Source organism: Pseudomonas sp. LD120 (genome assembly GCF_009861525.1).
Lineage (GTDB): Bacteria > Pseudomonadota > Gammaproteobacteria > Pseudomonadales > Pseudomonadaceae > Aquipseudomonas.
The window spans coordinates 14,256-40,156 of record NZ_WVHL01000002.1; the positions used below are offsets into that span (position 1 = coordinate 14,256).

Here is a 25,901-nt window from a genome sequence, read left to right on the forward strand (position 1 = left end):
TCAGCATATCGGTCTCATGGACAATCTCAAGCGTCTTAGCTTCAAACTAATTACCCATACGGAACGTCCCCGTCAGCCTAGGGATAAGGGCTTTAGACGCCATATTTTTGTTACCGTTGATATGTTCACGGTGATTGGTCGGACATTTTCTGCGCCGGCTGTATTCACCATTACTGACTTTTGTGTGTTGCCGAGCGATGCTTGGCGCATTTCTTCATTAGGCCAATCTTTGGTCATGCTACGCCTCGGTGCGGTGATCTGCTCGCTACACCGAGGTAAGTAGACCGCTGTCATGCTCCAATTTTTCCGCAGGCCGGAAAAGGTTTATCCCCTACAGTTATCCAATAATTTGTGAAGAACTATCCATGGGAATTTGCAAAAGCCTCAGCTCCGCGTCAACCGCATGGGTTGCGCTCAAGCTAGCTTGAAAAGCATCTTTCTTACATGGGGCCACTATAGTTTCTGTAATCCGTCCCTAATTTACAAACTCCTTTCAAGCGCGTCGGCATCTATTTGCTCATCGCCTGGTAATGCTCTGAATACCCACATTCTTCAAAAATCAACCTCAGGCCATCTTTGAAAACATCATGGTCAAATTCTTTTATATCAAAAATATTCTGGCCCAAGGAGTGCGACTCTCGATTCATGTATCTGTAGAACGTCGTAAACTTATCAGTCGACAGGGCAGGTTTTTGGAAGACGTTATTGAAATCCTTTTTTTGAACAAAGTTGAAAAAATATTCGACAATGTTTCGCATACAGTTAGCAATGAGTGCAGGTGGTGAGGCCTGGTCTTTTATGATCGACCAATAGGACTGATAGTCGTTTTGGATCTCTTCGTATTTCATCGAAATTACAGAGCTGCCATTTGAGTTTTTGACAACTCTGAATAAGTTCTGTGTCTCCGCGCGTTTCTCTTTGTTTGTGTGTGTTAGCTCGTAGAAGAAGTACAAACTATGAGTGAGTACAAAAACTTGTGTGTATAATTTATCGTTGATAAAGTATTTCTTGATGAGTTGTCCAATATTGAATACGTAGAGATGAGAAAGACTGGAGATAGGATCATCAATCACAACGACTTTGGCTTGAGGCACCGCAGTGGCGGTTTTCTGTCCTTTGCAAAGCTCCATGAAGTATAGAAAACTAATAACGGTTTTCTCGCCCTCGCTCAGCGAGTGAAATGCATTCGCTTGATCGGTAGCCCTAGAAACTCTGTAGAAATTTTCTCCGTGTGGCACTACAGAAAAACCATCTATGCCAATTTCAATCAGTCCAGCATTGATATTTTCGATTGACTCTTCGATGTTGACGGTTTGTTTTCTTAGAGTTGCAAGCTTGTCGCTCGAAGATGTCACATCGGTATTTAGCTTTGTTGCTTTTTGGCTTATCTTGCTGGCCTCGTCTTTGAGGTCTGAAGCTGACTGGAAGTAGGTAGAAATCGTCTGATCATAGTCCCAGCGCATTAGCGTCCAAAAGCGTGATCTTATTTCATCCCGAGTCTTTTTTTTGTTCGCCAGCTTTTCGTTATGTGCCTCTATCAGCTTGTTCAGGCCGCCGATCAAATCGTTGATCACGTTAACGGCGGATTGGGTATCGGTGAGGACAACCGGCGTGCTTGGGCTTTTAATCTTGTTGCCAATGTGCAGGATATTTTCGCGGATCGACGCCTTCAAAGCTTCACAGGCAATGTTCCACGCTTCCACAAGCTCTTTGCTGGCAAGCGGAGAGTTTGAAATGTCTTGCAGATTCAGACTGGAGGCCTGTGCTTCATATCGAATCCTGATTGACTCCAACTGCTTAACATCTTGCTCGTAGGCCTCGTCGAAGTAAGCGTCTGGCCAAGTCACCTTCAAAACTCCAGCATTAAGGGCGATGGTGTCCGCGTATTTTTAAGCGGACACCATCGCCCTTAATCGCCAGGATTTTCATGCGCCAACGAAGCTCTTATCCCAAACCGTTCAAAGCCCAGGTCGTTCAGGAATGCCTTCAGCCCGGCGCCACCGTTTCAAGCGTCGCCATCGCTCACGGCATCAACGCCAACGTCATTCGTAAATGGCTGCCGCTTTACCGGCACAGCTCAGTGCCCGCGTTGCCTGCGTTTGTCCCGTTGAAGGCTCCTCCTAAGCGGCCGTCAGAGGCATTGGCGATCATCGAGATACCCGTTGGCGAACAAGCCATCGCCGTGAAGTGGCCAGTGTCCGATCCTGATGGGTGCGCTCGATTTATCCGAGAGCTTGCCAAGTGATCCGCATTGACGCCATCTGGCTCGCCACCGAACCCATGGATATGCGTGCCGGCACCGAAACTGCGCTGGCCAGAGTGATCGCAGTATTCGGTGCGGCGAAGCCGCACTGCGCTTATCTGTTTGCCAATCGCCGGGCCAATCGTATGAAAGTTCTCGTGCATGACGGAATCGGCGTTTGGCTGGCGGCACGGCGGTTGAACCAAGGAAAATTCCACTGGCCAGGCATACGACAAGGCAGCGAGTTGGAACTGGATAGTGAGCAACTTCAGGCCTTGGTACTTGGTTTGCCTTGGCAGCGCGTTGGCGCTGGCGGTGCAATCACGATCCTTTAAAAAGCTGTAATTAAACCCAGAACACGCTGTCGCACGCGGTCGGCTTTGGTAAAATCCACGGCATGACTTCTATGCCAAACCTCGACCACATGACCCCCGACCAACTGCGTGCACTCGCTGCGCAGTTGATGTCGAAGGTCGACACCATGGGCAGAAAGAACCACCGCGATCAAACCATCATCGAACAGTTGACCCACGAGATCGCGATCCTCAAGCGGCACCGGTTTGCCAAGCGCAGCGAGCAGATCAGTCCTGAGCAAGGCAGCTTGCTCGACGATCTTCTTAACACCGATCTTGAGGCTATCGACGCCGAGCTGACGGCACTGCTTCCGACTCCTGCTCCAGAAGTAGCGCGCCAAAAGCCAAAGCGCGCGCCGCTGCCGTCGCAGTTTCCACGTACCGTCATTCATCACGAACCAGAAAACACTCAGTGCACTTGCGGTTGCCAACTTCAGCGCATCGGCGAGGACGTCAGCGAGAAACTGGATTACACGCCAGGCGTGTTCACCGTCGAACAGCATGTGCGTGGGAAATGGGCCTGCCGTCAGTGCGAAACACTGATCCAGGCACCAGTACCGGCCCAAGTGATCGACAAAGGCATCCCAACCGCAGGTCTGCTGGCCCATGTGATGGTTGCGAAGTTCGCTGACCACTTGCCGTTGTATCGGCAGGAGAAAATCTTCGGACGTGCCGGTTTAGCGATCCCGCGCTCCACACTGGCTCAATGGGTTGGACAGACCGGTGTGCAGCTTCAGGCGCTGGTTGATGCCTTGCGAGAAGCCGTTTTGGCCCAACGAGTCGTCCATGCCGACGAGACGCCGGTGCAGATGCTTGCGCCCGGACAGAAGAAAACTCACCGTTCTTATGTATGGGCTTACTGCACCACGCCGTTTTCGGTGCTCAAGGCCGTGGTCTATGACTTCAGCCCGAGCCGGGCAGGTGAGCATGCACGTAACTTCCTCGGCTCATGGAACGGCAAGCTGGTGTGCGACGACTTTGCTGGCTACAAAGCTGGCTTCGAGAAAGGCATGATCGAAATCGGCTGCATGGCCCACGCCCGCCGCAAGTTTTTCGATCTGCACGTGGCGAATAAAAGTCAGCTGGCCGAACAGGCGCTGCACTCGATTGGTGGCCTGTACGAAGTTGAACGCCAAGCGCGGGACATGAGCGATGAGGATCGCCGCCGAATACGGCAAGAAAAAGCAGCGCCGCTGGCAAAAACACTGCACGACTGGATGTTGACCCAGCGCGATCTTGTGCCCAACGGGTCAGCGACGGCCAAAGCCTTGGATTACAGCCTTAAACGCTGGATCGCGCTGACGCGCTACCTGGATGATGGCGCTGTCCCCATAGACAACAATCCAGTCGAAAACCAGATCAGACCGTGGGCGCTTGGCCGTTCGAATTGGTTGTTTGCCGGATCGCTTCGCAGCGGCAAACGGGCGGCGGCGATCATGAGCTTGATCCAGTCGGCGCGCATGAATGGGCACGATCCGTATGCCTATCTCAAAGATGTGCTGACGCGGTTGCCGACGCAACGGGCGAGTGAGATCGACCAACTGCTGCCGCATCAGTGGGTATCTGTCTGACTTACGCAACGTGAGTTGGGCAGACGCTTACTCGTCGAAGACTTGGCGGATGGAATCAATGATGCTCTTAGTGATCGTATCTTGCTGACAGAAAGGGCAGGCTTGACGGTCTTTATCATCTGAAACGTACTGGAGCCCTTGTTTCACCCAGTCAGAATTGCCAGCTTGAGTGATGAACTCTGCAACTGAACCTTCCTGGCTGCCGACAATGATCTTAGACCAGAGGGAGTCCCCTTCAATACCGAGCCAGCCAGCGGAAAGGGTTGAGATTTTCGTGAATGGAGCTGCACCCTCGCCTTCGATTGACGAAGCTTCTACCTTCAAGTCATCAACTGTGTAGCCCGGTGTATTTTCCGGTAAAGGCAGCCCAATAATATGCTGAAAAAGGAGTTCTGTTCTTTTGAGGCCTTCTAGGCAAAACTCCAGAACGCGATCACCACCCGAGAAATTCGTCTTGATCTCCCAGACTTTTCCGCTCGCCTTTATCTTCTCTTGGTCGAGTTTGGCTGCATTGTTTATGGCTAGCTTTGAGTTTTCTTGCTGAGCGGCCAGATGTTTCTCCAGCTCTCTCGTTTCTGCTTCGATTTGCTGGAGTGCAACCTTGTTCTCTTTGGAGAGGGTGAAAATCCCTTTTAAATTATCCTCTTCGTAAAAGTAGTCGTTCAGGAAGCTTTGGTTGTACACCAAAATTTCACACGGCTGATTGGTTTTCAGGCTGCATTTAGCAAACCGTGGCGCGCTCTGATTGTACAAAAACTCGGAGATGGTGCTCTTTCCTGCTCCGTTGAGTCCGTAGATGAGCGATGTCTTATTGATGGGCGAGAGAGTAGATTTGGATCTGTAACTGGTGACGCCATCTATGTTCAATTCCGTGATCACAACCTGACTCCTGAATGCTAGTGGCCTTGGGCTATCTCTGTTGGCGAGAAGGAGCATAGGCGAGGCATTAGATGCCTGCCACCTGACCTATGACGGAAGTTATCAGGGTGTCTCCGATGATATGTCGGAACTGGTTTGAGGCCAGCCGAAGGATGCTTCTGTAGTGAGGTTGATATGTCACGAGGCCGACCTGAAAAGCCGAGAAAGCACGGTTTTGCGCGGTCAGCAGGCAGAGCTGCTAGGCGGCTCCGGTTCTAACCTCAGCCGCCGTACTGCTCCGAGGAGTACCTAAAAATGGTACTTCTCGAATCGTCTCTTAAACGCTTCCTCCGATCCTTCCATGATGTCGAGGATGGCCGCTGCGGTTTGCTTGAGATCCGTGCCGCCTTGCGCCAAGACGCGCCCCTTCCCACCTTCCGACATCAGCGCGTAGACAAATTCGCTATCCGCGTTGACTGGTAGGTTGGCGTTATGGGTCGCCAGAATGAGCTGGCGCTGGGTTTTGGACTGCCTCAACAGCGGAACCAGATCTTTGTAGATGAAGCTGGTGTCGACCTCGTCTTCCGGTTGGTCGATGACTATCGGGCCGTCTCCTCGGACCAGCAATAGATTGAGAATCGCGGTATTTCGCTGACCCTCGGATAGCTGGTTGCCCTCAACGCTGCCAATGAGGGTGTGATCCTGCCGGTAGAGTTCAATGTCGATCAGGTCTGGTACTCGTGATACACGCAGTGAGCGCCATTTTTCCTGAACAGTTGTCAGATAAGGGGGCAGATCTGTTTTAAATTGCTGAAGAATGCTTGGCAATCTAGAGGTGTCCTCCATCACCCAATTGATGTACTCCCAGGGGCTGGGCTTCTGAGGAGAAGGAGAGGCCAGGAAGCTGCTGAACAGGTAATCGCCGATCCCATCCCACTCTCTCCCAACACGCGATCGGCGGTCGGGCTCCAAAGTCCCCCAAAGCAACATGAACGCCAATCTGTTGGCCATGGGGGTTATGGTGACGCGAATGGTCTTTTTAGTTTTCTCCGTGATTTCCAATGATGCCTGCTGGCGTAGCCGGCACTGCTCTGCCCAGATCCCGAAAAGTCGATTAAGAGACTCTTCCAACTCCTCGGGGGTTCTCTCCAGCGCCTTCCACTGCAGCTCTTTGTCTTCCAGGCTTCGTTGCTTGGTTTGCCTGGTCCGATCCAGATCCTGAAGGCGGCTGACATCACTAGGTTGAACACCTTTTGCCGCGCATGCTGCGATGAAGTTGGAGTGAGCAGCGTCCAGGTCCGCTGATATCTCACACCATTGCTGGTTCTCGGAGAACAGAGTGGCGAAATCGTTCCGCATTTCGGTGAGCAACGCATCCAGTTTCTGCTGATAGGTCGCTCGGTGTGTAGCTACCTTGGCTGTCTGCTCGGTGAACCAGCGTGAATGTGGCCAGGCCTCAGTAACTGCGGCAGGGGAGCTTTCAGCAGAAGTAAGACTTTCCAGGGTTCTCTCGACTGCACCGACATCCTTTTCGAAGCTATCGCTTAGATTCTGGAAGTAGCGTTTGGCGTGGGTAGCGCGCTGGTAGGCTGCCGCCTCACCCTGAACGTCCTTGCGCGCTTGCCATTGTCGATCAATCTCGACGAGCTCTTGCTTCAGACCGTCGAGTTCATGCTCGATGGCGCGCATCTGATCCTGTGCGGCGAACAGTCGCTTGATGTCAGCAGCAACTGTACGTTCCTCGCCTTGAAGCTTTTCGAGCTGCGCTGCGCATATCTCGTCGATCAGACTCAGCAACTGAGATTGTCCGCCTGGTGCAGTGAGCTCACTCAATTGTTGCTGGCTGTAGAACTGAATCGGCAGATGTCGCAGGTACGCCGAAAGATCGTGCGCAGTCCCTACAATAAGCGACAGGTCATCGCTCGGCGAGTAGCGCAGCACGTCGACTTGGCCCGGAATGCCTTCCCACTCGACCAGAATCTCGGTGTCAGGAGTGAAGGTTTGCTTTGCTCGCTGAGCCTTGAGCTTCGCCTTCTCTGAAATGGTTCCCGCCTCGTCTCGGGTAAACATGATGCGCAAGAGCTCAAGGATCGTCGATTTCCCGGTACCGCGGGCGCCAATTAGCGTGTTGAGATTGCGCGAAAAATTGACTGTTTGGTCTTCCAGGTACTTCAGCCCTTTCACCGTTATCGAGACGATCCGCGGAAAAGTCTCCCTCTCGCTGGGGTTCGCCCTTTCCAAGCTGATCCTCGAGTCGGAGTCGAGGAAGGCCTGCTTTAGCGCGGCGATGGACGGACGCGAGCATTTGACCCAGGTGTGGCGGTAGCCCAAAGAGTTGGGTTTAGAGTTGCCGTGCTCATCCACTTTCAGCGACTTTGCGTCTGAGGACTGCACGTAGGCCGGCTGCTTTCCAGAGCGAGTCCAGTCTCTATTTTTGCCAGTCAATATGTCCGAGATCTTCTGCCCCAGCGGGTACTGAGTAACCTCCAGTGCCAGCAGGTCAGGCAGTTGGTAATCCTGGCGGTTGCTGGGGCGCTGAAGCAGGCCGTCCTCTTGATCGGCGTGAGCGGCAATCACAATGCCGTCATTGTCGTGCTGTACGATTTTCAACAGCTTCGCCAAGCTGATTGGAGAGTCTTCACGTCTCAGCGGCGTCGGCAAGCCTCTTTCAAACCGTTGCGATTCAGGCAGGCCCAGCTGAATGAGCACTTTGTTGACATGTTCGAGATCGCTGGATCTCTTGACAGGTTCAAACAGGCAAAGCACGTGATAGCCGATATCAACTTCAAAGCCTGGCAGGATATGGATCATCTCGCGCTCCAGCTCTGCGGCGACTGACTTGTTCTGCTCGATCAGATGAGTCAGAAACCAATCTCTCGGGTCTGTCTGACCAGAAAAGTTGTGGTCAGTAATGCCGATGATCTGCAGCTCGAGCTCATGGCACCTTCTGAGGAAAACCTGCGCCTTGCTGCTTATTTCGCTCTCATCGTGGGCTCCTCCAACCTTTGGTCTGCGAGGGTTGCCTAGTCGGAGGTCGGTGTCGCCCCAGTGCTTACTATCTTCCGGTGTCTGCACCTGAAAGTCAGCCTTGAACCATCGCATTCCTTGGTAGTCGTCCATCGCGGATCTCTAAAAGTTGCAGGTGAAGGGCAGCCTAAAGGGCCATCAGGACCATCCGCAATAAGGTATTAGCAATCTGCTGACCGAGAATGTTCTGGCAGCGTGCAGTTGGTTGAATAGTTCCTTTAGCGCCTATGCATATAAGGCCGCTCCTGGCTGGTAACAGCCGTTCGCTTAACCCCCTCAACATCCCCTCTCAAAACGTCGGCGGCGTACTCACCCACAACACCACCGCATCCTCCTCCCCAGGATTCCCATATTTATGCGGCTCCTGGCTGGAAAAGCTAAAGCTATCCCCCTCATTCAGCTGAAAATACCGTTCCCCCACCCACAGCTCAAAGCTCCCCGACAGCACATACCCGGCTTCTTCCCCCTCATGGCTATAACTCTCCTTGCTGTACGTCCCCGGCGGAAAGCGTGAGTGCAGAAACTCCAACTGCCGTGTCGGTTGTGGGGTCAACAGCTGACCAATAATCCCGTTCTCACAATTTACCTGCAGCCACTGTTTCTTGCGCACTATGTAATCCTGATCCTCGGGCGCGGTCTGGTTTTCGCTGGCGAAGAACCATTGGATGGTCACGTCCAGGCCGCGGGCAAAGTTAAATAGTGAGGTGTGGGGAGGGAGATTGCGCTCCAGTTAGATGATAGGAGGAGTTTTTTGGTTGCTGAGGCTGATTTCGGCCAGAAACAGGCATTTGAAATTAGCTTCTGCACTTGAAGGTGCAGTTCAACTGTTAGAGGCATTAAGCATCGAGTCGCTCAAGCAGTCTGAGCGGGAAGGGGGGACTGACTAAGGCCTCTGCGTCACTCGCCATCGGGGGAATCCCGAGCAACCCACGAACTGCTGCCCCACCTCCGGGCCGGCTTTCACCGTGTGAATCACTAGTGCCTTACCGCAATTGCATTCACACTCATAAGAAAAGCAACCAAAACTGTAATTAAATAGCGTATTCGAGCCTCCCTGTATGGGGCAAAATCCGGTTGCACGAAAAGGATAGCTGAGCCTGGGCCAAGATACAGACTCAGCCAAACTCTATTGAGTCCATAAGCCCGCGAGTCGAGTCTTTTGCATTTCAGCATTTAAGCAGCGACTCACGCCATCTTTCTCTCCGTAAAGATCATCTTGATTCTTCGACACAGTTATACTTTCTATTTTTGAGCTTTTATCCGCAGTAGCCTCTCCCACCTTATAAAGACGATCAACCGCCACATAGACGTAGTAAGGCTTGGACTTTATGACCTGAACAAAAGCCGCCTCATCATATGTCATGAATGTATGGCAAAGAGGCATAGAATCACTCACGTTAATATATTCGGATACAGTAGACACACCAAGCTCGCGACTCCTGTCAGAAAATTTCGCATTAGCCATTAGAACCTTCTCGGAACGACCATTAAATAAGTTTCTCAAAAATGACGTGTCGTACTCGCTTAATGGCTCAACAATCTCATCAGCTAGTATTTTGAATGCCAACTGCTTAGTAGGCGCCGGCAGAGGCTGTCCTAAACAGTCTTCGACCATCCCTATGGTCAAGTACTTTCTATGATTGGTTAATAGATAGGACTCAAGAAGCCTCTGCAAGTCAGCCTGATTAAGACTATCCCTATATGCAGCCCCCAGAAGATCGCACTCCCTTGTAACTGTTGCCAAACCTCCAGCCTTAAACGCCCCTCCCTCAGTAGCTCTACGCGCGATTAGTACCTCATTAGGTGACTTTCCACCGCTAATAGTCTTACCCAGTATTTGGCTATACGCAGAGGTATCTAGGACAGAATCCTTGGTAATACGCTGAAAGGTAATTAGTGTTCTGGGGCCAGAATCGCCAATGATTCCTTTAAGCGTCGCCTTGCTTTCGTGGTTCTGAACCCCAGGAATATCAAAGTCAACCACATAATCAACACCTGACCTAGCTGCTTGTTCGTATGCGTTGACTAGGAACGGCAGCACAGTATCAGTAACAGGAGCACTGACAAGGTTAGACTGAGCACCAAGGATTGTATTCGCCACATTAACCAAGTTAGTTATTCCATCAATTTTCTCCTCCGACACATAGATAAGAGCAAGTTGGTGGTCTGGCTTAGTTGAGCCAATTAGCAATTGGCCATTTAAGCTTTTTTCGCGATACTCATGTATGGCGCACTTACCAGTTTTGTCGTCATAGCTCATATTGAGAACGGGGATCTTGTCCAAAGTAACCAAGAGCGATGCCTTGTTGCTCTTGCCGATCAAGCTACGCACCAACGAACCCTTGAAGCTATCAGCACAGAATGCTGGCATTGCATATGTATTTATGGCTATAACTTGATACTGATCATCTCTAGATTGCACTGGTTCCGATAACTCAAAATATATAGAAACATCTTTTTTTCCCCACGCATGCGCGGGCGTAATTACAATTATAAGAATCAGACTAAAGCATACTGCTATATAATTTCTCATTGTACCTCCTTGTTCTCTTTCTTATGGCAGATCATGGCAGATAGCCATAAAGCTATAGACCATTCCTTTCCCTCATGCAAAGCCAGCATGAGGGATAGTCAGTCCATATAGTTGTGCGCGATAAGGGAGAGTCAGATAAGTTATATCAGCGAGGCTCTGGCCTAGCTCAATGAGGCAAGATGACTTTGTGTTCAACCGTTGGCCTGGATGGCCGCTCATCGGGTGAATCCTGAGTGGCTGCTTTTGGCTGTGGATTCAAACGCTCTGTTTAAGGGATCAGACATGACCGTTCAAATCACCGAATTCAGAAAACTGCTAGAGGCCGGGCGGCGCTATCTGGAGGGCGCCACCACTCTTGCTGAACTGAACGGTCGAGTCAGGGCAACGCTGGAGGCCGGACACTTCTGGGGAGCAGCAGCGCCACTCATGGAAGTCGCCCGAGACTGGGAACACATGATTAACCGCGCCTGGAATGAAATGGGCGAGCACCACGCTTCGCTGACCGAGGCCCAGTTCAGCGAGTGGTTGCGGCAGCAGTTCTACTTCCCAGTCCGTGACAGCTAGTTTTCAGTAAACGAAAGAGCGGTGCATTGCGCTTCCGCTCAGTAGCTCACTTCAAAACGTCGGCGGCGTTATCACCCACAACACCACTGCATCCTCCTCCCCAGGATTCCCATACTTATGCGGCTCCTGGCTGGAGAAGCTAAAGCTATCCCCCTCACTCAGCTGAAAATACCGTTCCCCCACCCACAGCTCAAAACTCCCCAACAGCACATACCCGGCTTCCTCGCCCTCATGGCTGTAACTCTCCTTGCTGTAGGTCCCCGGTGGAAACCGCGAGTGCAAAAACTCCAACTGCCGGGTCGGTTGTGGGGTCAGCAGTTGGTCGATAATCCCGTTCTCATAATTCACCTGCAGCCGCTGTTTCTTGCGCACCACGTACCCCTGATCCTCGGGTGCGGTCTGGGTTTCGCTGGCGAAGAACCATTGGATGGTCACGCCCAGGCTGCGGGCGATGTTGAACAGGGCGGGGATGGAGGGGTAGGCGAGGTTGCGTTCCAGTTGGCTGATGTAGCCGGCGGTGAGTTCGCTCTGCTGGGCCAGTTCGCTCAGGGTCAGGCCGCGGCGTTTGCGCAGGCCGCGGATGCGGGTGCCAAGAAACTGCGGGCCGCCAGGGGCCTGGTTGTCGGTGCCGGGCTCCGCTGCGGGAGGGCGGCTCGCGGGCGGCGTCTTGCTGCTTGGGTTCATGGCGGGCTCCAGGCCTGGAAGGCGGGCACATCCGGGCGCCCGTCCTGCAAAAGGCCTGGAGTATAAAGCAGCCTCAAAGCGCCCAGGCGACTTTCAAGCCATCAAAGATGGCTTCTTCCACGGTGCGCGGTGCCAGGCAGTCGCCGATGCGTTGGAAGGGCACCAGGCCTTTGAGTTGCTGGCCGAGGTCGTCCACGGATTGGTGGCCTTGGCACAGGACCAGGCTGTCGACGTTTTCCAGGAGCATGGGTTCGCCGCTGGCGGTGTGTTGCAGGTAGACGGTGCTGTCGTCGCAGCCGTAGAGGCGGGCGTAGGGGATGATCGGGATTGCCAGTTTGTGCAGTTCGCCGGCCAGTTGGTCGCGCACGTACAGTGGCAGGCTTTCGCCGCAGTGGGTGCCGTTGACCGCCAGATGCACTTGGTGCCCGGCGCGCACCAGGCGCTCGGCGATGCCGGGGCCGATCCAGTCGCAGCGCCAGTCGGCCACCACTACGCTGCGGCCCAGTTGTACTTCATCCCGCAGTACTTGCCAGGCGTCCACCACTTGCAGGTCGCCGCCGTGTTCGAAGTTCGGCCAGTAGGGCTGGGCGCCGGTGGCGATGATCACGTGGTCGGGGTTTTCGCGTTCGATCAGGGCGCGGTCGACCCGGGTGTTGCGCACCACTTCCACACCGGCCAGTTGCATTTCCCGTTGCAGGTTGGTGCTGGCGCCGCCGAACTCGCTGCGCCGGGGCAGCAGTTGCGCCAGTTGGATCTGGCCGCCCAGTTGCGCGCTGGCTTCGTAGAGGGTCACGCGGTGGCCGCGTTGGGCGGCGACGGCGGCGGCTTTCATCCCGGCCGGGCCGCCGCCCACCACCAGGATGCGCTTGCCGCGGGCGCTGGGCTTGGGCTGGCCGTAGAGCAGCTCGCGGCCGGTTTCCGGGTGCTGGATGCAGGAGATCGGCAGGCCCTTGTGGAAGTGGCCGATGCACGCCTGGTTGCAGGCGATGCAGGCGCGCACGTCATCGCTGTGGCCGCGCTCGCTCTTGTTGGGCATTTGCGGGTCGCAGATCAGCGCACGGGTCATGCCGCACACATCGGCCTGGCCCTTGGCGATGATCGCCTCGGCTTCCTGGGGCTGGTTGATGCGCCCGGTGACGAACAGCGGGATCGACAGCTTGGCCTTGAAGGTGCCGGCCTCCCGGGCGAGATAAGCCGCTTCCACCGCCATGGGGGGGACGATGTGCACGGCGCCGCCGAGGGAGGCGGAGGTGCCGGCGACTATGTGCACGTAGTCCAGTTGCCCTTGCAGCATTTGCACGGCGGCCAGGGATTCGTCTTCGGTGAGGCCTTCGGGGTCGCGTTCATCGGCGGAAATCCGCAGGCCGATGATGAAGTCTTGGTCGGTGCTGGCGCGCATGGCGCCGAGGATTTCCCGGATAAAGCGCAGGCGCTGTTCCAGTTCGCCGTTGTAGCCGTCGGTGCGGCGGTTGACCCGCGGGTTGATGAACTGCGCCGGCAGGTAGCCGTGGCTGGCCACCAGTTCCACGCCGTCCAGCCCGGCCTGATGCAGGCGCCGGGCGGCGTCGGCGTAGCCCTGGATGATCTCGTCGATCATGTCCTGGTCCAGGGCCCGGGGCATGACCCGGAAGCGTTCGTTGGGCACCGCCGAAGGGGCGTAGGCCACCGCCAGCAGGCCGTCGGCGGACTCCATGATTTCCCGCCCCGGGTGGAAGATCTGCGACAGCACCAGGGTGCCGTGGGCGTGGCAGCTTTGCGCCAGGCGCCGGTAGCCGTCGATGCAGGCGTCGTCGGTGGCCATCAGCACGTGGCTGGTGTAGCGCGCACTGTCGTGGACCCCGGCCACCTGCAGCACGATCAGGCCGACGCCGCCTTCGGCACGGGCGCGGTGGTAGGCAATCAGCTGTTCGTTGACCAGGTTGTCGGTGGGCATCGAGGTGTCGTGGCCGCTGGACATGATGCGGTTCTTCAGGCGTTTGCCACGGATCTGCAAGGGTGCGAACAGGTGCGGGAAGGCGCTGGTCATTGCGGTGACTCCAGGCGGGCCAAGGGCAGGGGAGCACAGCCTTGGCGTTGTTATTGTTGGCCTATCAAAATTTACCGCCAGTAAAAAATCAACTTGTTTTTTTACTAAGGCTTGCAGTAGCTTCGACCTGCGCCCGCTTTTGGCGCGAACCTCACAACAATAAAAAAGGGCCGTGCCGGCGCCTGCCGGTGTGGCACCGCGACGAGGATTCACAGATGAAAGCGCTCACCCGCAAGCACGGTTGTTCTTTCCTGGCCCTGAGCCTGGCCTTGGGTCTGACCCTGGGCCAGCCGCTGATTCACAACAAGGCCCAGGCAGCCCCCGACATGGTGGTCGTGGCGTACGGCGGAGCCGGACAAAAAGCCCAGGATGTGGCGTTGTTCCAACCCTTCAGCAAGGCCGATGGCAGCCAGCTGATCCAGAGCGAATACAACGGCGAAATGGCCCGCATCAAGGTCATGGTCGACACCGGCAACGTCGACTGGGACCTGGTGCAGATCGAAGGCCCGGACCTGATGCGTGGCTGCGACGAAGGCATGTACGAGCCCTTGGACTGGAAGGCCCTGGGCCGCGCCGACCAGCTGATGGCCGACGCCGCCCAGCCCTGCGGCTCGGCGGTGCTGGTGTGGAGCGTGGCCATTGCCTACGACCGCAACAAGCTGGCCAAGGCCCCGGCGTCCTGGGCGGATTTCTGGGACGTCAAGCAGTTCCCCGGCAAGCGCGGCCTGCGCAAACGCGCGGTGTACAACCTGGAATTCGCCCTGATGGCCGACGGGGTCAAGGTCGAGGACGTGTACCAGGTCCTGGCCACGCCGCAAGGGGTGGAGCGGGCCTTCGCCAAGCTGACCGAGCTCAAGCCCTACATCCAGTGGTGGGAAGCCGGGGCCCAGCCGGGGCAGTGGCTGGCCGCCGGTGATGTGGTGATGACCTCCAGCTACAGCGGGCGTATCGCCGTGGCGGCCCAGGCCGGCGCCTCCCAGGCGGTGGTCTGGCCCGGCAGCCTGTACGGCATGGATTACTGGGCGATCATCAAGGGCTCGAAACACGTGGATCAGGCCAAGCGTTTCATCGCCTTCGCCAACCGCCCCGAGGTCCAGGTCGACTACGTCAAGCAGATCCCCTATGGCCCGACCAACACCCTGGCGGCGGCCAAGCTCGACCCGGCGCTGGCGCAGTGGGTGCCGACCTCGGAACAGAACCTCAAGGACGCCCTGGCGATGAACGTGGAGTTCTGGGTCGATCACGGCGAGGAGCTGGAAGAACGTTTCAACGCCTGGGCCAGCAGGTAAGGGCAACAGGCTGGACGCCTGCGGGCGTCCGGTCTTGTTGTTGGCCACTCCATTTACCCAACTCGCCTTCTGGCGTGCCCCAGGCATGCCCCCCAGCCCCACGCCCGAGCGCAGCGCCGGCGCTGACCGCGCCTGAGCGAATGGGCCTGACCATCCCCCAGCGGGTGTGCAACGGCTTGGAGAAGGGGGCGTTTTCTACGCGCCTGCGGCGGCCACGGGAAAAGCCTCGGGCGCGGCGGCGGTTCAGGGCAGTTGGCTGATGTAGGTGCCGGTGCCCTTGAGAATGTTTTGCAGGGTCAGTTCCACTTCGGCCAGGTCCGCGGCGGCGGTGCTGTGGCGGATTTCCAGGTGATCGGCGCCGTTCAGGGCGTCGGCGTCGGCCGCGGCGATTTCGATCAGCAAGGTGGTGGGGCTGAGGGTGACCTTGACCCCGTCGAGGGTCGAGGGTTCGCCGTCGAGGGTGATCTCCAGTTCGTCTTCGTCCGGGTAGCGGCTCATCAGGAACATCTCGCCCTGGGTGCTGTGGCAGCAGAGCATGGCCATGTTGTCTTCTTCGTCGTCGCACGGGTTGGCGATCAGGTGGGCGGTGGTCATGTGCATGGGCGCGTTCCTGGGGCGGGGGCCGGCAGCGGCCGGGCAAGAAAAAAAAGCGATTCTGCCAGTCCGAGGGAATTTCTGCTGGTTTGTCTGTCACACAACACCTCGCCAGTGCGCTGCCCCGGGGTGTCACTTTTGGCACGCAAGTACCGCAATGGCGGGGAAAAAGCCTGGTTTTCTTGCGTGCCTGCTAGTGTTGTTGACAAGGCGTGCCGCCAGTTGCGTACCGATGACCGAATATGTCGCAGCATCGCAAGCAGCTGTCGCATCGCACTCGTTAAGCTGCGCAGCGGACACCTTGTTCGTGAGTGCAATAGGTTGCATCCCGATGCTGATGGTCACCTGTAAAGACATTGCCTAAGCGCTTGCGTGAAACGTCAGTCGTTTTTGCAGATGCTCATCGCGAAAAGTGAATGTGACCTGGGGGTCTTGTCCAGCTTCATCCACCTGTGATCCTGCCACCTCTGCCCGAGATCAGGAGCAGGATGCACCACCGCCCCGCGAGGGGTTTTGCACGCGACGCTTCCATCAATAACAAGCCCAAGCGGAGTACCACAGATGGCGTTCTTCACCGCAGCCAGCAAAGCCGACTTCCAGCACCAACTGCAAGCGGCACTGGCGCAGCACATCAGTGAACAGGCACTGCCACAAGTGGCGCTGTTCGCTGAACAATTCTTCGGCATCATTTCCCTGGACGAACTCACCCAGCGTCGCATGTCCGACCTGGCGGGCTGTACCCTTTCGGCCTGGCGCCTGCTTGAGCGCTTCGATCACGCGCAACCGCAAGTGCGCGTCTACAACCCCGATTACGAACGTCACGGCTGGCAGTCGACCCACACCGCAGTGGAAGTGCTGCACCACGACCTGCCGTTTTTGGTGGACTCGGTGCGCACCGAGCTCAACCGTCGCGGCTACAGCATCCACACCCTGCAAACCACCGTGCTCAGTGTGCGGCGCGGGAGCAAGGGCGAGCTGCAAGAAGTCCTGCCCAAGGGCACCCAGGGCGAAGGCGTGGAGCAAGAGTCGCTGATGTACCTGGAGATCGACCGCTGCGCCAACGCCGCTGAACTCAGCGTGCTGAGCAAGGAGCTGGAGCAGGTGCTGGACGAAGTACGGGTCGCGGTGGCTGACTTCGAGCCGATGAAGGCCAAGGTCCAGGAACTGATCCAGGGCATTGACGACAGCCAGTTCGCCATCGCTGCCGATGAAAAGACCGAGATCAAGAGCTTCCTGGAGTGGCTGGTGGGCAACCACTTCACCTTCCTCGGTTATGAAGAATTTGTGGTCGGCACCGACCCGGACGGCGGGCACATCGAATATGACCCGAACTCGTTCCTGGGCCTGGCCAAGCTGCTGCGCGCCGGTCTGACCAGCGATGACCTGCGCATTGAAGACTACGCCGTCAACTACCTGCGCGAAGCGACCCCGCTGTCGTTCGCCAAGGCCGCGCACCCGAGCCGCGTGCACCGTCCGGCGTACCCGGATTTCGTCTCGATCCGTCAGATCGACGCCGACGGCAAGGTGCTCAAGGAATGCCGCTTCATGGGCCTCTACACCTCGTCGGTGTACGGCGAAAGCGTGCGCATGATCCCGTATATCCGCCGCAAGGTGGAGGCCATCGAACAGCGCTCGGGCTTCCAGGCCAAGGCGCACCTGGGCAAGGAACTGGCCCAGGTTCTTGAAGTGCTGCCCCGCGACGATCTGTTCCAGACACCGGTGGATGAGCTGTTCAGCACCGTGATGTCGATCGTGCAGATCCAGGAGCGCAACAAGATCCGCGTGTTCCTGCGCAAGGACCCGTACGGCCGTTTCGCTTACTGCCTGGCCTACGTGCCGCGTGACATCTACTCCACCGAAGTGCGGCAGAAGATCCAGCAAGTGCTGATGGATCGTCTGCAAGCCACCGACTGTGAGTTCTGGACCTTCTTCTCTGAATCGGTGCTGGCCCGCGTGCAGTTGATTCTGCGGGTCGATCCGAAACAGCGCATCGACATCGATCCGCTGCTGCTGGAAAAAGAAGTGGTGCAGGCCTGCCGCAGCTGGCAGGACGACTACGCCAGCCTGGTGGTGGAAAGCTTCGGCGAAGCCCACGGCACCAATGTGCTGGCGGATTTCCCCAAAGGCTTCCCGGCCGGCTACCGCGAGCGCTTCGCCGCGCACTCGGCGGTGGTGGACATGCAGCACTTGCTCAGCCTCACCGAAGCCAACCCGCTGGTGATGAGCTTCTACCAGCCGTTGGGGCATGTGTCCGGTCAGCGCGAGCTGCACTGCAAGCTGTACCACGCCGACACCCCGCTGGCGCTGTCCGACGTCTTGCCGATTCTGGAAAACCTCGGCCTGCGGGTGCTGGGTGAGTTCCCGTATCGCCTGCGCCACACCAATGGCCGCGAGTACTGGATCCACGATTTTGCCTTCACCGCCGCCGAAGGCCTGGACCTGGACATCCAGCAGCTCAACGACACGCTGCAGGACGCCTTTGTCCACATCGTCCGTGGCGAAGCCGAGAACGATGCCTTCAACCGTCTGGTACTGACCGCCGGCCTGCCATGGCGCGACGTGGCACTGCTGCGTGCCTACGCCCGCTACCTGAAGCAGATCCGCCTGGGCTTTGACCTGGGTTACATCGCCAGCACCCTGAACAACCACACCGACATCGCCCGCGAATTGACCCGGTTGTTCAAGACCCGCTTCTACCTGGCGCGCAAGCTCACCAGCGATGACCTGGAAGACAAGCAACAGCGTCTGGAACAGGCGATTCTGACGGCCCTGGACGACGTTCAGGTGCTCAACGAAGACCGCATCCTGCGGCGTTATCTGGACCTGATCAAGGCCACGCTGCGGACCAACTTCTATCAGACCGATGCCAACGGCCAGAACAAGTCGTACTTCAGCTTCAAGTTCAACCCGCATGCCATTCCCGAGCTGCCGAAGCCGGTACCGAAGTTCGAGATCTTCGTTTACTCGCCACGGGTCGAAGGCGTGCACCTGCGCTTTGGCAACGTCGCTCGCGGCGGCCTGCGCTGGTCCGACCGTGAAGAAGACTTCCGTACCGAAGTCCTGGGCCTGGTCAAAGCCCAGCAAGTGAAGAACTCGGTGATCGTGCCGGTGGGGGCCAAGGGTGGCTTCCTGCCGCGTCGTCTGCCACTGGGCGGCAGCCGTGACGAGATCGCGGCCGAGGGCATCGCCTGCTACCGCATCTTCATCTCCGGCTTGCTGGACATCACCGACAACCTCAAGGACGGGGTCCTGGTGCCGCCGGCCAACGTTGTACGTCACGACGACGATGACCCGTACCTGGTGGTGGCGGCGGACAAGGGCACCGCGACCTTCTCCGACATCGCCAACGGCATTGCCATCGATTACGGCTTCTGGCTCGGCGACGCCTTCGCCTCCGGCGGTTCGGCCGGTTACGACCACAAGAAAATGGGCATCACCGCCAAGGGCGCGTGGGTCGGCGTGCAGCGCCACTTCCGCGAGCGCGGGATCAATGTCCAGGAAGACAGCATCACCGTGGTTGGCGTCGGCGACATGGCCGGCGACGTGTTCGGCAACGGTTTGCTGATGTCCGACAAGCTCAAGCTGGTGGCAGCGTTCAACCACCTGCACATCTTCATCGACCCGAATCCGGACCCGGCCACAAGCTTCGTCGAGCGCCAGCGTTTGTTCGAGCTGCCGCGTTCGGCTTGGACCGACTACGACGCCAGCCTCATGTCCGAAGGCGGCGGGATCTTCTCGCGCAGCGCGAAGAGCATCGCCATTTCGCCGCAGATGAAAGAGCGCTTCGACATCCAGGCCGACAAGCTGACCCCGACCGAGCTGCTCAACGCCTTGCTCAAGGCGCCGGTGGACCTGTTGTGGAACGGCGGTATCGGCACTTACGTCAAGGCCAGCAGCGAAAGCCATGCCGACGTCGGCGACAAGGCCAACGACGCTTTGCGTGTCAACGGCAACGAGCTGCGCTGCAAGGTGGTGGGCGAGGGCGGCAACCTGGGCATGACCCAACTGGGGCGTGTGGAGTTCGGCCTCAATGGCGGCGGTTCCAACACCGACTTCATCGACAACGCCGGTGGCGTGGACTGCTCCGACCACGAAGTGAACATCAAGATCCTGCTCAACGAAGTGGTGCAGGCCGGCGACATGACCGACAAGCAACGCAACCAGTTGCTGGCCAGCATGACCGACGAAGTCGGTGGCCTGGTGTTGGGCAACAACTACAAGCAGACCCAGGCCCTGTCCCTGGCGGCCCGTCGTGCCTACGAGCGGATCGCTGAGTACAAGCGCCTGATGAGCGATCTGGAAGGCCGGGGCAAGCTGGACCGCGCCATCGAGTTCCTGCCGTCGGAAGAGCAGCTCAACGAGCGCGTCGCCGCCGGCAAGGGCCTGACTCGTCCGGAACTGTCGGTGCTGATTTCCTACAGCAAGATCGACCTCAAGGAGGCGCTGCTGGGCTCTCTGGTGCCGGACGACGACTACCTGGCCCGGGACATGGAAACCGCGTTTCCGCCGACCTTGGTCAGCCGGTTCGCCGAGGCCATGCGCCGTCATCGCCTCAAGCGCGAAATCGTCAGCACCCAGATCGCCAACGACCTGGTCAACCACATGGGCATCACCTTCGTGCAGCGCTTGAAGGAGTCCACCGGCATGAGCCCGGCAAACGTCGCCGGTGCCTACGTGATCGTGCGGGACATCTTCCACCTGCCGCACTGGTTCCGTCAGATCGAAGCCCTGGATCATCAAGTCTCGGCGCAGGTGCAGTTGGAGCTGATGGACGAGCTGATGCGTCTGGGACGTCGCGCTACGCGCTGGTTCCTGCGCAGCCGTCGCAACGAGCAGGATGCTGGCCGTGACGTGGCCCACTTTGGTCCACACCTGGCGGCCCTGGGCCTGAAGCTCGACGAACTGCTGGAAGGCCCGACTCGTGAAGGTTGGCAGTCGCGTTACACCGCCTATGTCGAAGCGGGCGTACCGGAGCTGCTGGCACGCATGGTTGCAGGCACGACCCACCTGTACACCCTGTTGCCGATCATCGAGGCCGCGGATGTCACCGGTCACGACGCGGCCGAGGTGGCCCGGGCCTACTTTGCCGTGGGCAGCGCGCTGGAACTGCCGTGGTACCTGCAGCAGATCAGCGATCTGCCAGTGGCCAACAACTGGCAGGCGGCGGCGCGTGAGGCCTTCCGTGATGACGTGGACTGGCAGCAGCGGGCGATCACCATCTCGGTTCTGCAAATGGCCGATGCGCCACAAGACATGGAAGCCCGCGTGGCCCTGTGGCTGGAGCAGAACCTGAACATGGCCGAGCGCTGGCGTTCGATGCTGGTGGAAATCCGTGCCGCCAGCGGCACTGACTATGCCATGTACGCGGTGGCCAACCGCGAGCTGCTGGACCTGGCCTTGAGCGGTCAAAGCGTGGTGTAAACAGCCGCGGGCCCTGTGGAACGGGGGTGTCTTGCGATACACCCGATCCGCCTTCTACACCCTGCCCAAGCTAGGCTTTGGCAGGGTGTTTTATTTTCTGCAGGCGCTTGGCGTGCGCCGAGAGGCACAGACTGAAGCGCCGAGCGAGCGGTTTTATTTGAACGGGATATTCGCCAGTTACTGCATCCCCACTTGAAGTGAATAGCCGAACATTGACCAACAAATTGGCGAAGTTTGTTAGGATGGCCGCCCACACATCTCGTTTTTACCATTGCAATAGCGAGGTTACAGACCGTCGCACGTCAAAGCGTGCCCTTATTACGGAGGCTCTCATGGGAGAAAAACCTATGAATGATCTACCACTCAAACCTCAGGCTGGTACCGAGGATGGTATTCCCGCGCCGACTGGCGCAGCTAATCTGATCGACACTGACTACGTCATTGGTCAAGACAACATCAAAGGCGAATTTTCATTCTCCCTCGATATTCACGGCAAAGTATTTGTCATCTCCGCGGCCTTGATTTTGCTGTTCGTCATTCTGACGCTCGCTCTGCAAAATGAAGTTGAGCCGCTCTTCAGTTCAATTCGCCAATGGTTGACCAGTCATCTGGCCTGGTTATTCATGAGCGTGGCCAACGTGTTTGTTGTGCTGTGCCTGGCGCTGATCGTTTCACCTTTAGGCAAGGTTCGAATCGGTGGCAGAGACGCTAAACCGGATCACACTTACCTGGGTTGGTTTTCAATGCTGTTTGCCGCGGGCATGGGCATTGGCTTGATGTTCTACGGCGTGGCCGAGCCCATGTCGCACTATTCCTCGGCCATGGGCGGCGTCAGTCTGGATGCCAATGGGGTACGTACCGACTGGGCGCCTCTGGGCGGCGCGGCCGGCGATATGAAGGGCGCGGCCGAGTTGGCGATGGCTTCGACCATTTTCCACTGGGGACTGCACCCTTGGGCCATCTATGCAATCGTCGCATTGTCCCTGGCGCTGTTCTCTTACAACAAAGGTTTACCACTTTCGATTCGCTCAGTGTTTTATCCACTGTTGGGTGAACGCGTGTGGGGATGGCCGGGCCATATCATCGATATTCTGGCGGTATTCGCCACGCTGTTTGGATTGGCGACATCTTTAGGTATTGGTGCAGAACAAGCCGCGGCGGGTATTGAATATCTGTTCGGGATCAAGTCCACCAACTTGAGCAAAGTTGTATTGATCATCGGTATCACGATGGTTGCGCTGTGGTCGGTACTTGCAGGTCTGGATAAAGGCGTAAAGGTTCTTTCGCAGATCAATATGGGTCTTGCGCTGTTATTGCTTGTATTCATTATCGTTGTGGGGCCGACGCTGGCGATCTTCACTGGGTTCTTCAAGAATCTGGTGGTGTATGCAGAGTATCTGCCTGCGCTGTCTAATCCCTTTGGTCGTACCGACATTCAATTCACTCAAGGCTGGACAGCGTTCTACTGGGCCTGGTGGATTAGCTGGTCGCCTTTTGTCGGGATGTTCATTGCCCGTGTCAGCCGCGGCCGCTCGGTACGAGAGTTCTTGATCTCGGTGCTTCTGGTTCCGTCGCTGGTGTCGGTGTTGTGGATGACGACCTTCGGTGGCACGGCCATTGATCAAGCGACCATGCAAGGGATCGTCGGCGTCAAGGACGCAGTACTGGAACTCAAGCTGTTCGCCATGTTGTCAGAGCTGCCGCTCAAGGAGATCACCTCGTTCCTGGGCATCATTCTGGTCATTGTGTTTTTCATCACCTCCTCGGACTCCGGTTCGTTGGTGATCGACACGATCACCGCCGGCGGCAAGGTTGACGCGCCCGTTCCGCAGCGGGTGTTCTGGGCCATTATCGAGGGTGTTATCGCGATCGCGTTGTTGCTTGGCGGCGGACTGGTTGCGCTACAGGCAATGGCGGTGTCCACCGGGTTGCCTTTTGCGTTAGTGCTGTTGCTGGGCTGCGTGTCCTTGGTCAAAGGGCTGCTCTCCGAACCCCGTTCGTGATGCCCGTGCCAATAGGCCAAGTCAATCCCAAGCATGACGCGCTTGGGAGGCGGTAAAAAAAACCGATGCCGGTAACGGCATCGGTTTTTTTATAGCGCCAGCGGGCATCAGCTGCGCTGTCGAAGGCGACCGCGCTTCAATCCCATAACTCACCGATCGGGATGTCGGGCCAGTAGTGCTTGGCGATCTGTGCCTGAAACAACTCGGCGGTGGCCAGGGCGTCGGTCAGCGCGTGGTGCGCGTGGTACGCCGGCAGGTGATAGCGGGTGCGGCTGTCGGCCAGGCGAATCGAAACCTGCGCCCGGCGCCGCAGCCGATCCAGCCAACTGCGTTTCTTGCGGTGCATTCTGGCCTCCAGCTGCATGGTGTCGATGACCGGGAACTGCAGCCCTTCGCCCAGGTGGCGGCGCAGCGCCTCATTGAGGAACTCGCGCTCGATGTTGCGGTAGTGCACGAGCATGACTTTTCCGGCCATGGCCTCCAGCAGCGGGGTCAAGACATCCGGCAGTGGCGGGGCATGCTGGATATCGCTATGGGTGATGCGGTGGAACGTCACCGACTCGGCGCTCAACTCCGACGGTGGTTTTATCACCCAGTACAAGGCTTCGCCGCAACGAATGCGCCGCAGTGAGAAGGGGATCAGGCCGATGCTGACGATGCTGTCGCTGGCTGCATTGAGCCCGGTGGTTTCCACATCCATGGCGAGCAGCTCAACCTGCTCCAGGGGCGTCTGCGCGGCAACCGCGCCGGACTGGTAGAACGAGCGCAGTTGAGGATGGCGTGTCTGGTTGGCCAGCGTCTCAAACCGGCTGGCCCAATCCGGTATGTCTGCCTTGCGCCTTGAGCCGCTCATTGGGAATGACGGGCTTTGCCCGGATAGCGGTAGCGCAGGAAGTTCTGCGCGTTGCTCAGCACTTGGAAGGCCTCTTTGAGGTTATGGCGTTCACTGGAAGAGAACCCTCCCGGCTCGATGTAGTTGTCCGGTGTGTTGCCTTCTTCAATGGCGTCTGCCTGATGTCGAATTCGCACCATCAATAAAAACTCCAGTGCGTAACGCAAGTGCTTCACGGCGCTGGGTTGCATGAGTTGGGTCTGGCTGATGGCGTCCAGTCGGTCGAAGGAGTTCTGCGCCGTGCTGGCGCAGGCCAGGGCGTGAATACGGATCAGGTCGGTCAAGGGCGCCGTGCCGCGACCTTTTAAGTTGATGATGCGTTTCTGGCGTCCATCGGTTTCCATCACAAAGGTGCGGAAAAACCCCAGGGGCGGTGTGCGGTTCAGGGCGTTGCGCGCCATTGCGGCGAGAAACGCAGGGTTGGCACTGGATTTTTTCGCGCAGAGTGTCTTGAGCTCTTCCACCAGTTCCAGTTGGCCGTAGACACCGTCCAGGTCGAAAAAGATCGAGCTGTTGAGCAGCGTGGCCGGATTGGGCTTTTCGATCCACTGGGTAAAATAGGCCCGCCAGACCCGCAGCGGTTGGCGCCACTGAGGGTTGGTCGCCATGATGTCGCCTTTGCAGTAGCTGTATCCGCAGGCGGCCAGGCCATCACTGACGAAGGCCGCCAGTTTCTGGAAGTAGTCATCGTGCTGGGCCGGGTCGAACCGATCATCGAGCACCAGGGCATTGTCTTGATCGGTGACCAGCAACTGTTCGTCGCGGGCCATCGACCCCAACGCCATGAAGCAGTAGGGAATCGGCGGCGGGCCGAGTTGTTTCTCCGCCAGCTCGAGCAGGCGCTGGGTAAAGGCCCGGCCGATGCCTGAGATGGCGTTGCCGATCATGTGCGCCGTGGCGCCGTCACGCACCATCCGGATGTAGGTTCCCCGCAGGTCGCGCAGTAGCGAGCGCAGGCCCGAAACCGAGGTCTGATTGGAGATGCGGTTGACCAGGTACAAGCTGCTCTGGGACTCGTAGCGAATGATGTCCGAGAGGTTGATCAGGCCCAGGGTGCGCCCGCTGGCAACCACCGGCAGGTGGTGGATGTTGCGCCGCAGCATGCACAGCATGGCTTCAAACACCGAGTCGTCGGCCTGGATCGACACCGGCTCGGCGGACATGATCTGCGCGATGGAGGTCGCGCTGTCGCTCAAGCCATTGGCCACCACGCGAGTGCGCAGGTCTCGGTCGGTGACGAGGCCCAGCATTTTTTGCGCCTGCCGCCCGACCGGCTCCAGCACCACGACGCAAGACACGCTCTCGTGGGCCATGATCTGCGCGGCCTCTTGCACGCTGGTGTCGGGTTTGACCCAGACCAGTTCGCGGGAGATCAAGGCGCGGCATTTGAGTTGGGTCAGTTCACTGGCGCGGCCTTGTGCTTCGACCGCCGACTTGAGCCTGGAGTGGCCTTCCACTTCTACGAAGTCGGCGAAGCTGTCGTGTTGCGCGCACAACTCGGCGAACACATCGGCCGGGATGAAGTAGATCAGGCTGTCTTCCAGCGCTCTGGCGGGAAAACGCACGCGATTGCTGCGCAAGAGTCCCGCCTGGCCGAAGAGGTCGCCCTCGACCAGGCGATTGTAAAGCTCACCGTTGCGTCGATAGATCTCCACCGCGCCGCTGCGCACATAGTGCAAATCGTGGATGGTGGCCCCGGCTTCGAGGATGTCGCTGCCGGCCTTGAAATAGCTGACTTCCACGCGCCGGGCAATGGCATCCAGCGATTCTTGGGGCAAGGTATCAAAGGGGGCAAATTGCTGAAGGTGGTCGCGAATCTCCTGTAACTCGATTTGCATGGAACC

16 protein-coding genes and 1 pseudogene are annotated in these 25,901 nt (G+C 57.6%); 7 read left to right on the forward strand and 10 right to left on the reverse strand.

All coding sequences use genetic code 11. The annotated features are described in order from the left end of the window. Positions 1-509: 509 nt before the first annotated feature. On the reverse strand, positions 510-1,847 hold the full coding sequence (locus PLD_RS03220) for an AAA family ATPase (RefSeq protein WP_159889780.1): 1,338 nt from the start codon (positions 1,845-1,847) through the stop codon (positions 510-512). A gap of 80 nt (positions 1,848-1,927) precedes the next feature. On the opposite strand from PLD_RS03220, the gene PLD_RS03225 reads away from it, so the two are divergent. The 3 genes from PLD_RS03225 to PLD_RS03235 all read left to right on the forward strand — a co-directional run bounded on the left by PLD_RS03225 (position 1,928) and on the right by PLD_RS03235 (position 4,166). Continuing rightward, a complete protein-coding gene (locus PLD_RS03225) occupies positions 1,928-2,245 on the forward strand; it encodes a transposase (RefSeq protein WP_159889782.1) in 318 nt (105 codons plus the stop codon). Then, positions 2,242-2,577, forward strand: a complete 336-nt coding sequence (gene tnpB / locus PLD_RS30560; RefSeq protein ID WP_159889784.1) for an IS66 family insertion sequence element accessory protein TnpB — start codon at positions 2,242-2,244, stop codon at positions 2,575-2,577. Before PLD_RS03225 ends, tnpB begins: the two co-directional genes overlap by 4 nt. A gap of 62 nt (positions 2,578-2,639) precedes the next feature. Next, the gene (locus tag PLD_RS03235) at positions 2,640-4,166 is read left to right on the forward strand and encodes an IS66 family transposase (RefSeq protein WP_159889786.1); all 1,527 of its coding nucleotides are present in this window, start codon (positions 2,640-2,642) and stop codon (positions 4,164-4,166) included. 27 nt (positions 4,167-4,193) lie between these two features. On the opposite strand, the gene PLD_RS03240 is transcribed toward PLD_RS03235, so the two are convergent. The 4 genes and pseudogenes from PLD_RS03240 to PLD_RS03255 form a co-directional block, all read right to left on the reverse strand. Next, the gene (locus tag PLD_RS03240) at positions 4,194-5,045 is read right to left on the reverse strand and encodes an AAA family ATPase (protein ID WP_159889788.1); all 852 of its coding nucleotides are present in this window, start codon (positions 5,043-5,045) and stop codon (positions 4,194-4,196) included. Between the two features lie 288 nt (positions 5,046-5,333). After that, on the reverse strand, positions 5,334-8,144 hold the full coding sequence (locus tag PLD_RS03245; protein WP_159889790.1) for a TrlF family AAA-like ATPase: 2,811 nt from the start codon (positions 8,142-8,144) through the stop codon (positions 5,334-5,336). 196 nt (positions 8,145-8,340) lie between these two features. After that, positions 8,341-8,781: pseudogene (locus PLD_RS03250) on the reverse strand (cupin domain-containing protein); the annotation flags it as partial. A gap of 396 nt (positions 8,782-9,177) precedes the next feature. Further along, positions 9,178-10,584 carry a hypothetical protein gene (locus PLD_RS03255; RefSeq protein WP_159889792.1) on the reverse strand — a complete coding sequence of 469 codons (1,407 nt, stop codon included), beginning with the start codon at positions 10,582-10,584 and terminating at the stop codon, positions 9,178-9,180. Between the two features lie 282 nt (positions 10,585-10,866). Between PLD_RS03255 and PLD_RS03260 the strand changes: the two genes are divergently transcribed. Then, complete coding sequence (locus tag PLD_RS03260; RefSeq protein WP_159889794.1) at positions 10,867-11,148, forward strand: hypothetical protein; 282 nt, start codon at positions 10,867-10,869, stop codon at positions 11,146-11,148. A gap of 51 nt (positions 11,149-11,199) precedes the next feature. On the opposite strand, the gene PLD_RS03265 is transcribed toward PLD_RS03260, so the two are convergent. After that, positions 11,200-11,832, reverse strand: coding sequence for a cupin domain-containing protein (locus PLD_RS03265; RefSeq protein ID WP_159889796.1), 633 nt, complete (start codon positions 11,830-11,832; stop codon positions 11,200-11,202). Between the two features lie 73 nt (positions 11,833-11,905). After that, positions 11,906-13,858 (reverse strand): FAD-dependent oxidoreductase, encoded by a 1,953-nt coding sequence (locus PLD_RS03270; RefSeq protein WP_159889798.1) that lies wholly within the window; start codon positions 13,856-13,858, stop codon positions 11,906-11,908. A 215-nt stretch (positions 13,859-14,073) separates the two neighbouring features. Here PLD_RS03270 and PLD_RS03275 point away from each other — a divergent pair, with 215 nt between their 5' ends. Beyond that, complete coding sequence (locus PLD_RS03275) at positions 14,074-15,147, forward strand: ABC transporter substrate-binding protein (protein WP_159889800.1); 1,074 nt, start codon at positions 14,074-14,076, stop codon at positions 15,145-15,147. Between the two features lie 243 nt (positions 15,148-15,390). On the opposite strand, the gene PLD_RS03280 is transcribed toward PLD_RS03275, so the two are convergent. Further along, positions 15,391-15,747 (reverse strand): hypothetical protein, encoded by a 357-nt coding sequence (locus PLD_RS03280; protein WP_159889801.1) that lies wholly within the window; start codon positions 15,745-15,747, stop codon positions 15,391-15,393. 555 nt (positions 15,748-16,302) lie between these two features. Between PLD_RS03280 and PLD_RS03285 the strand changes: the two genes are divergently transcribed. After that, the gene (locus PLD_RS03285) at positions 16,303-21,162 is read left to right on the forward strand and encodes an NAD-glutamate dehydrogenase (RefSeq protein WP_159889802.1); all 4,860 of its coding nucleotides are present in this window, start codon (positions 16,303-16,305) and stop codon (positions 21,160-21,162) included. A 332-nt stretch (positions 21,163-21,494) separates the two neighbouring features. After that, positions 21,495-23,165: a BCCT family transporter gene (locus tag PLD_RS03290; protein WP_159889804.1), complete on the forward strand. Its 1,671-nt coding sequence runs from the start codon at positions 21,495-21,497 to the stop codon at positions 23,163-23,165. Between the two features lie 136 nt (positions 23,166-23,301). On the opposite strand, the gene PLD_RS03295 is transcribed toward PLD_RS03290, so the two are convergent. Further along, positions 23,302-24,018, reverse strand: coding sequence for a 3'-5' exonuclease (locus PLD_RS03295; protein WP_159889806.1), 717 nt, complete (start codon positions 24,016-24,018; stop codon positions 23,302-23,304). Further along, positions 24,015-25,895 (reverse strand): DUF294 nucleotidyltransferase-like domain-containing protein, encoded by a 1,881-nt coding sequence (locus PLD_RS03300; RefSeq protein ID WP_159889808.1) that lies wholly within the window; start codon positions 25,893-25,895, stop codon positions 24,015-24,017. Before PLD_RS03300 ends, PLD_RS03295 begins: the two co-directional genes overlap by 4 nt. Between the last annotated feature and the right edge of the window lie 6 nt (positions 25,896-25,901).

Excerpts from the sequence above, each read along its gene's own strand:
- PLD_RS03225 (WP_159889782.1), top strand. The coding sequence starts at position 1,928 with ATGCGCCAACGAAGCTCTTATCCCAAACCGTTCAAAGCCCAGGTCGTT.
- PLD_RS03235 (WP_159889786.1), top strand. The coding sequence starts at position 2,640 with ATGACTTCTATGCCAAACCTCGACCACATGACCCCCGACCAACTGCGT.
- PLD_RS03245 (WP_159889790.1), bottom strand. The coding sequence starts at position 8,144 with ATGGACGACTACCAAGGAATGCGATGGTTCAAGGCTGACTTTCAGGTG.
- PLD_RS03255 (WP_159889792.1), bottom strand. The coding sequence starts at position 10,584 with ATGAGAAATTATATAGCAGTATGCTTTAGTCTGATTCTTATAATTGTA.
- PLD_RS03260 (WP_159889794.1), top strand. The coding sequence starts at position 10,867 with ATGACCGTTCAAATCACCGAATTCAGAAAACTGCTAGAGGCCGGGCGG.
- PLD_RS03265 (WP_159889796.1), bottom strand. The coding sequence starts at position 11,832 with ATGAACCCAAGCAGCAAGACGCCGCCCGCGAGCCGCCCTCCCGCAGCG.
- PLD_RS03270 (WP_159889798.1), bottom strand. The coding sequence starts at position 13,858 with ATGACCAGCGCCTTCCCGCACCTGTTCGCACCCTTGCAGATCCGTGGC.
- PLD_RS03275 (WP_159889800.1), top strand. The coding sequence starts at position 14,074 with ATGAAAGCGCTCACCCGCAAGCACGGTTGTTCTTTCCTGGCCCTGAGC.
- PLD_RS03280 (WP_159889801.1), bottom strand. The coding sequence starts at position 15,747 with ATGCACATGACCACCGCCCACCTGATCGCCAACCCGTGCGACGACGAA.
- PLD_RS03285 (WP_159889802.1), top strand. The coding sequence starts at position 16,303 with ATGGCGTTCTTCACCGCAGCCAGCAAAGCCGACTTCCAGCACCAACTG.
- PLD_RS03290 (WP_159889804.1), top strand. The coding sequence starts at position 21,495 with ATGGGAGAAAAACCTATGAATGATCTACCACTCAAACCTCAGGCTGGT.
- PLD_RS03295 (WP_159889806.1), bottom strand. The coding sequence starts at position 24,018 with ATGAGCGGCTCAAGGCGCAAGGCAGACATACCGGATTGGGCCAGCCGG.
- PLD_RS03300 (WP_159889808.1), bottom strand. The coding sequence starts at position 25,895 with ATGCAAATCGAGTTACAGGAGATTCGCGACCACCTTCAGCAATTTGCC.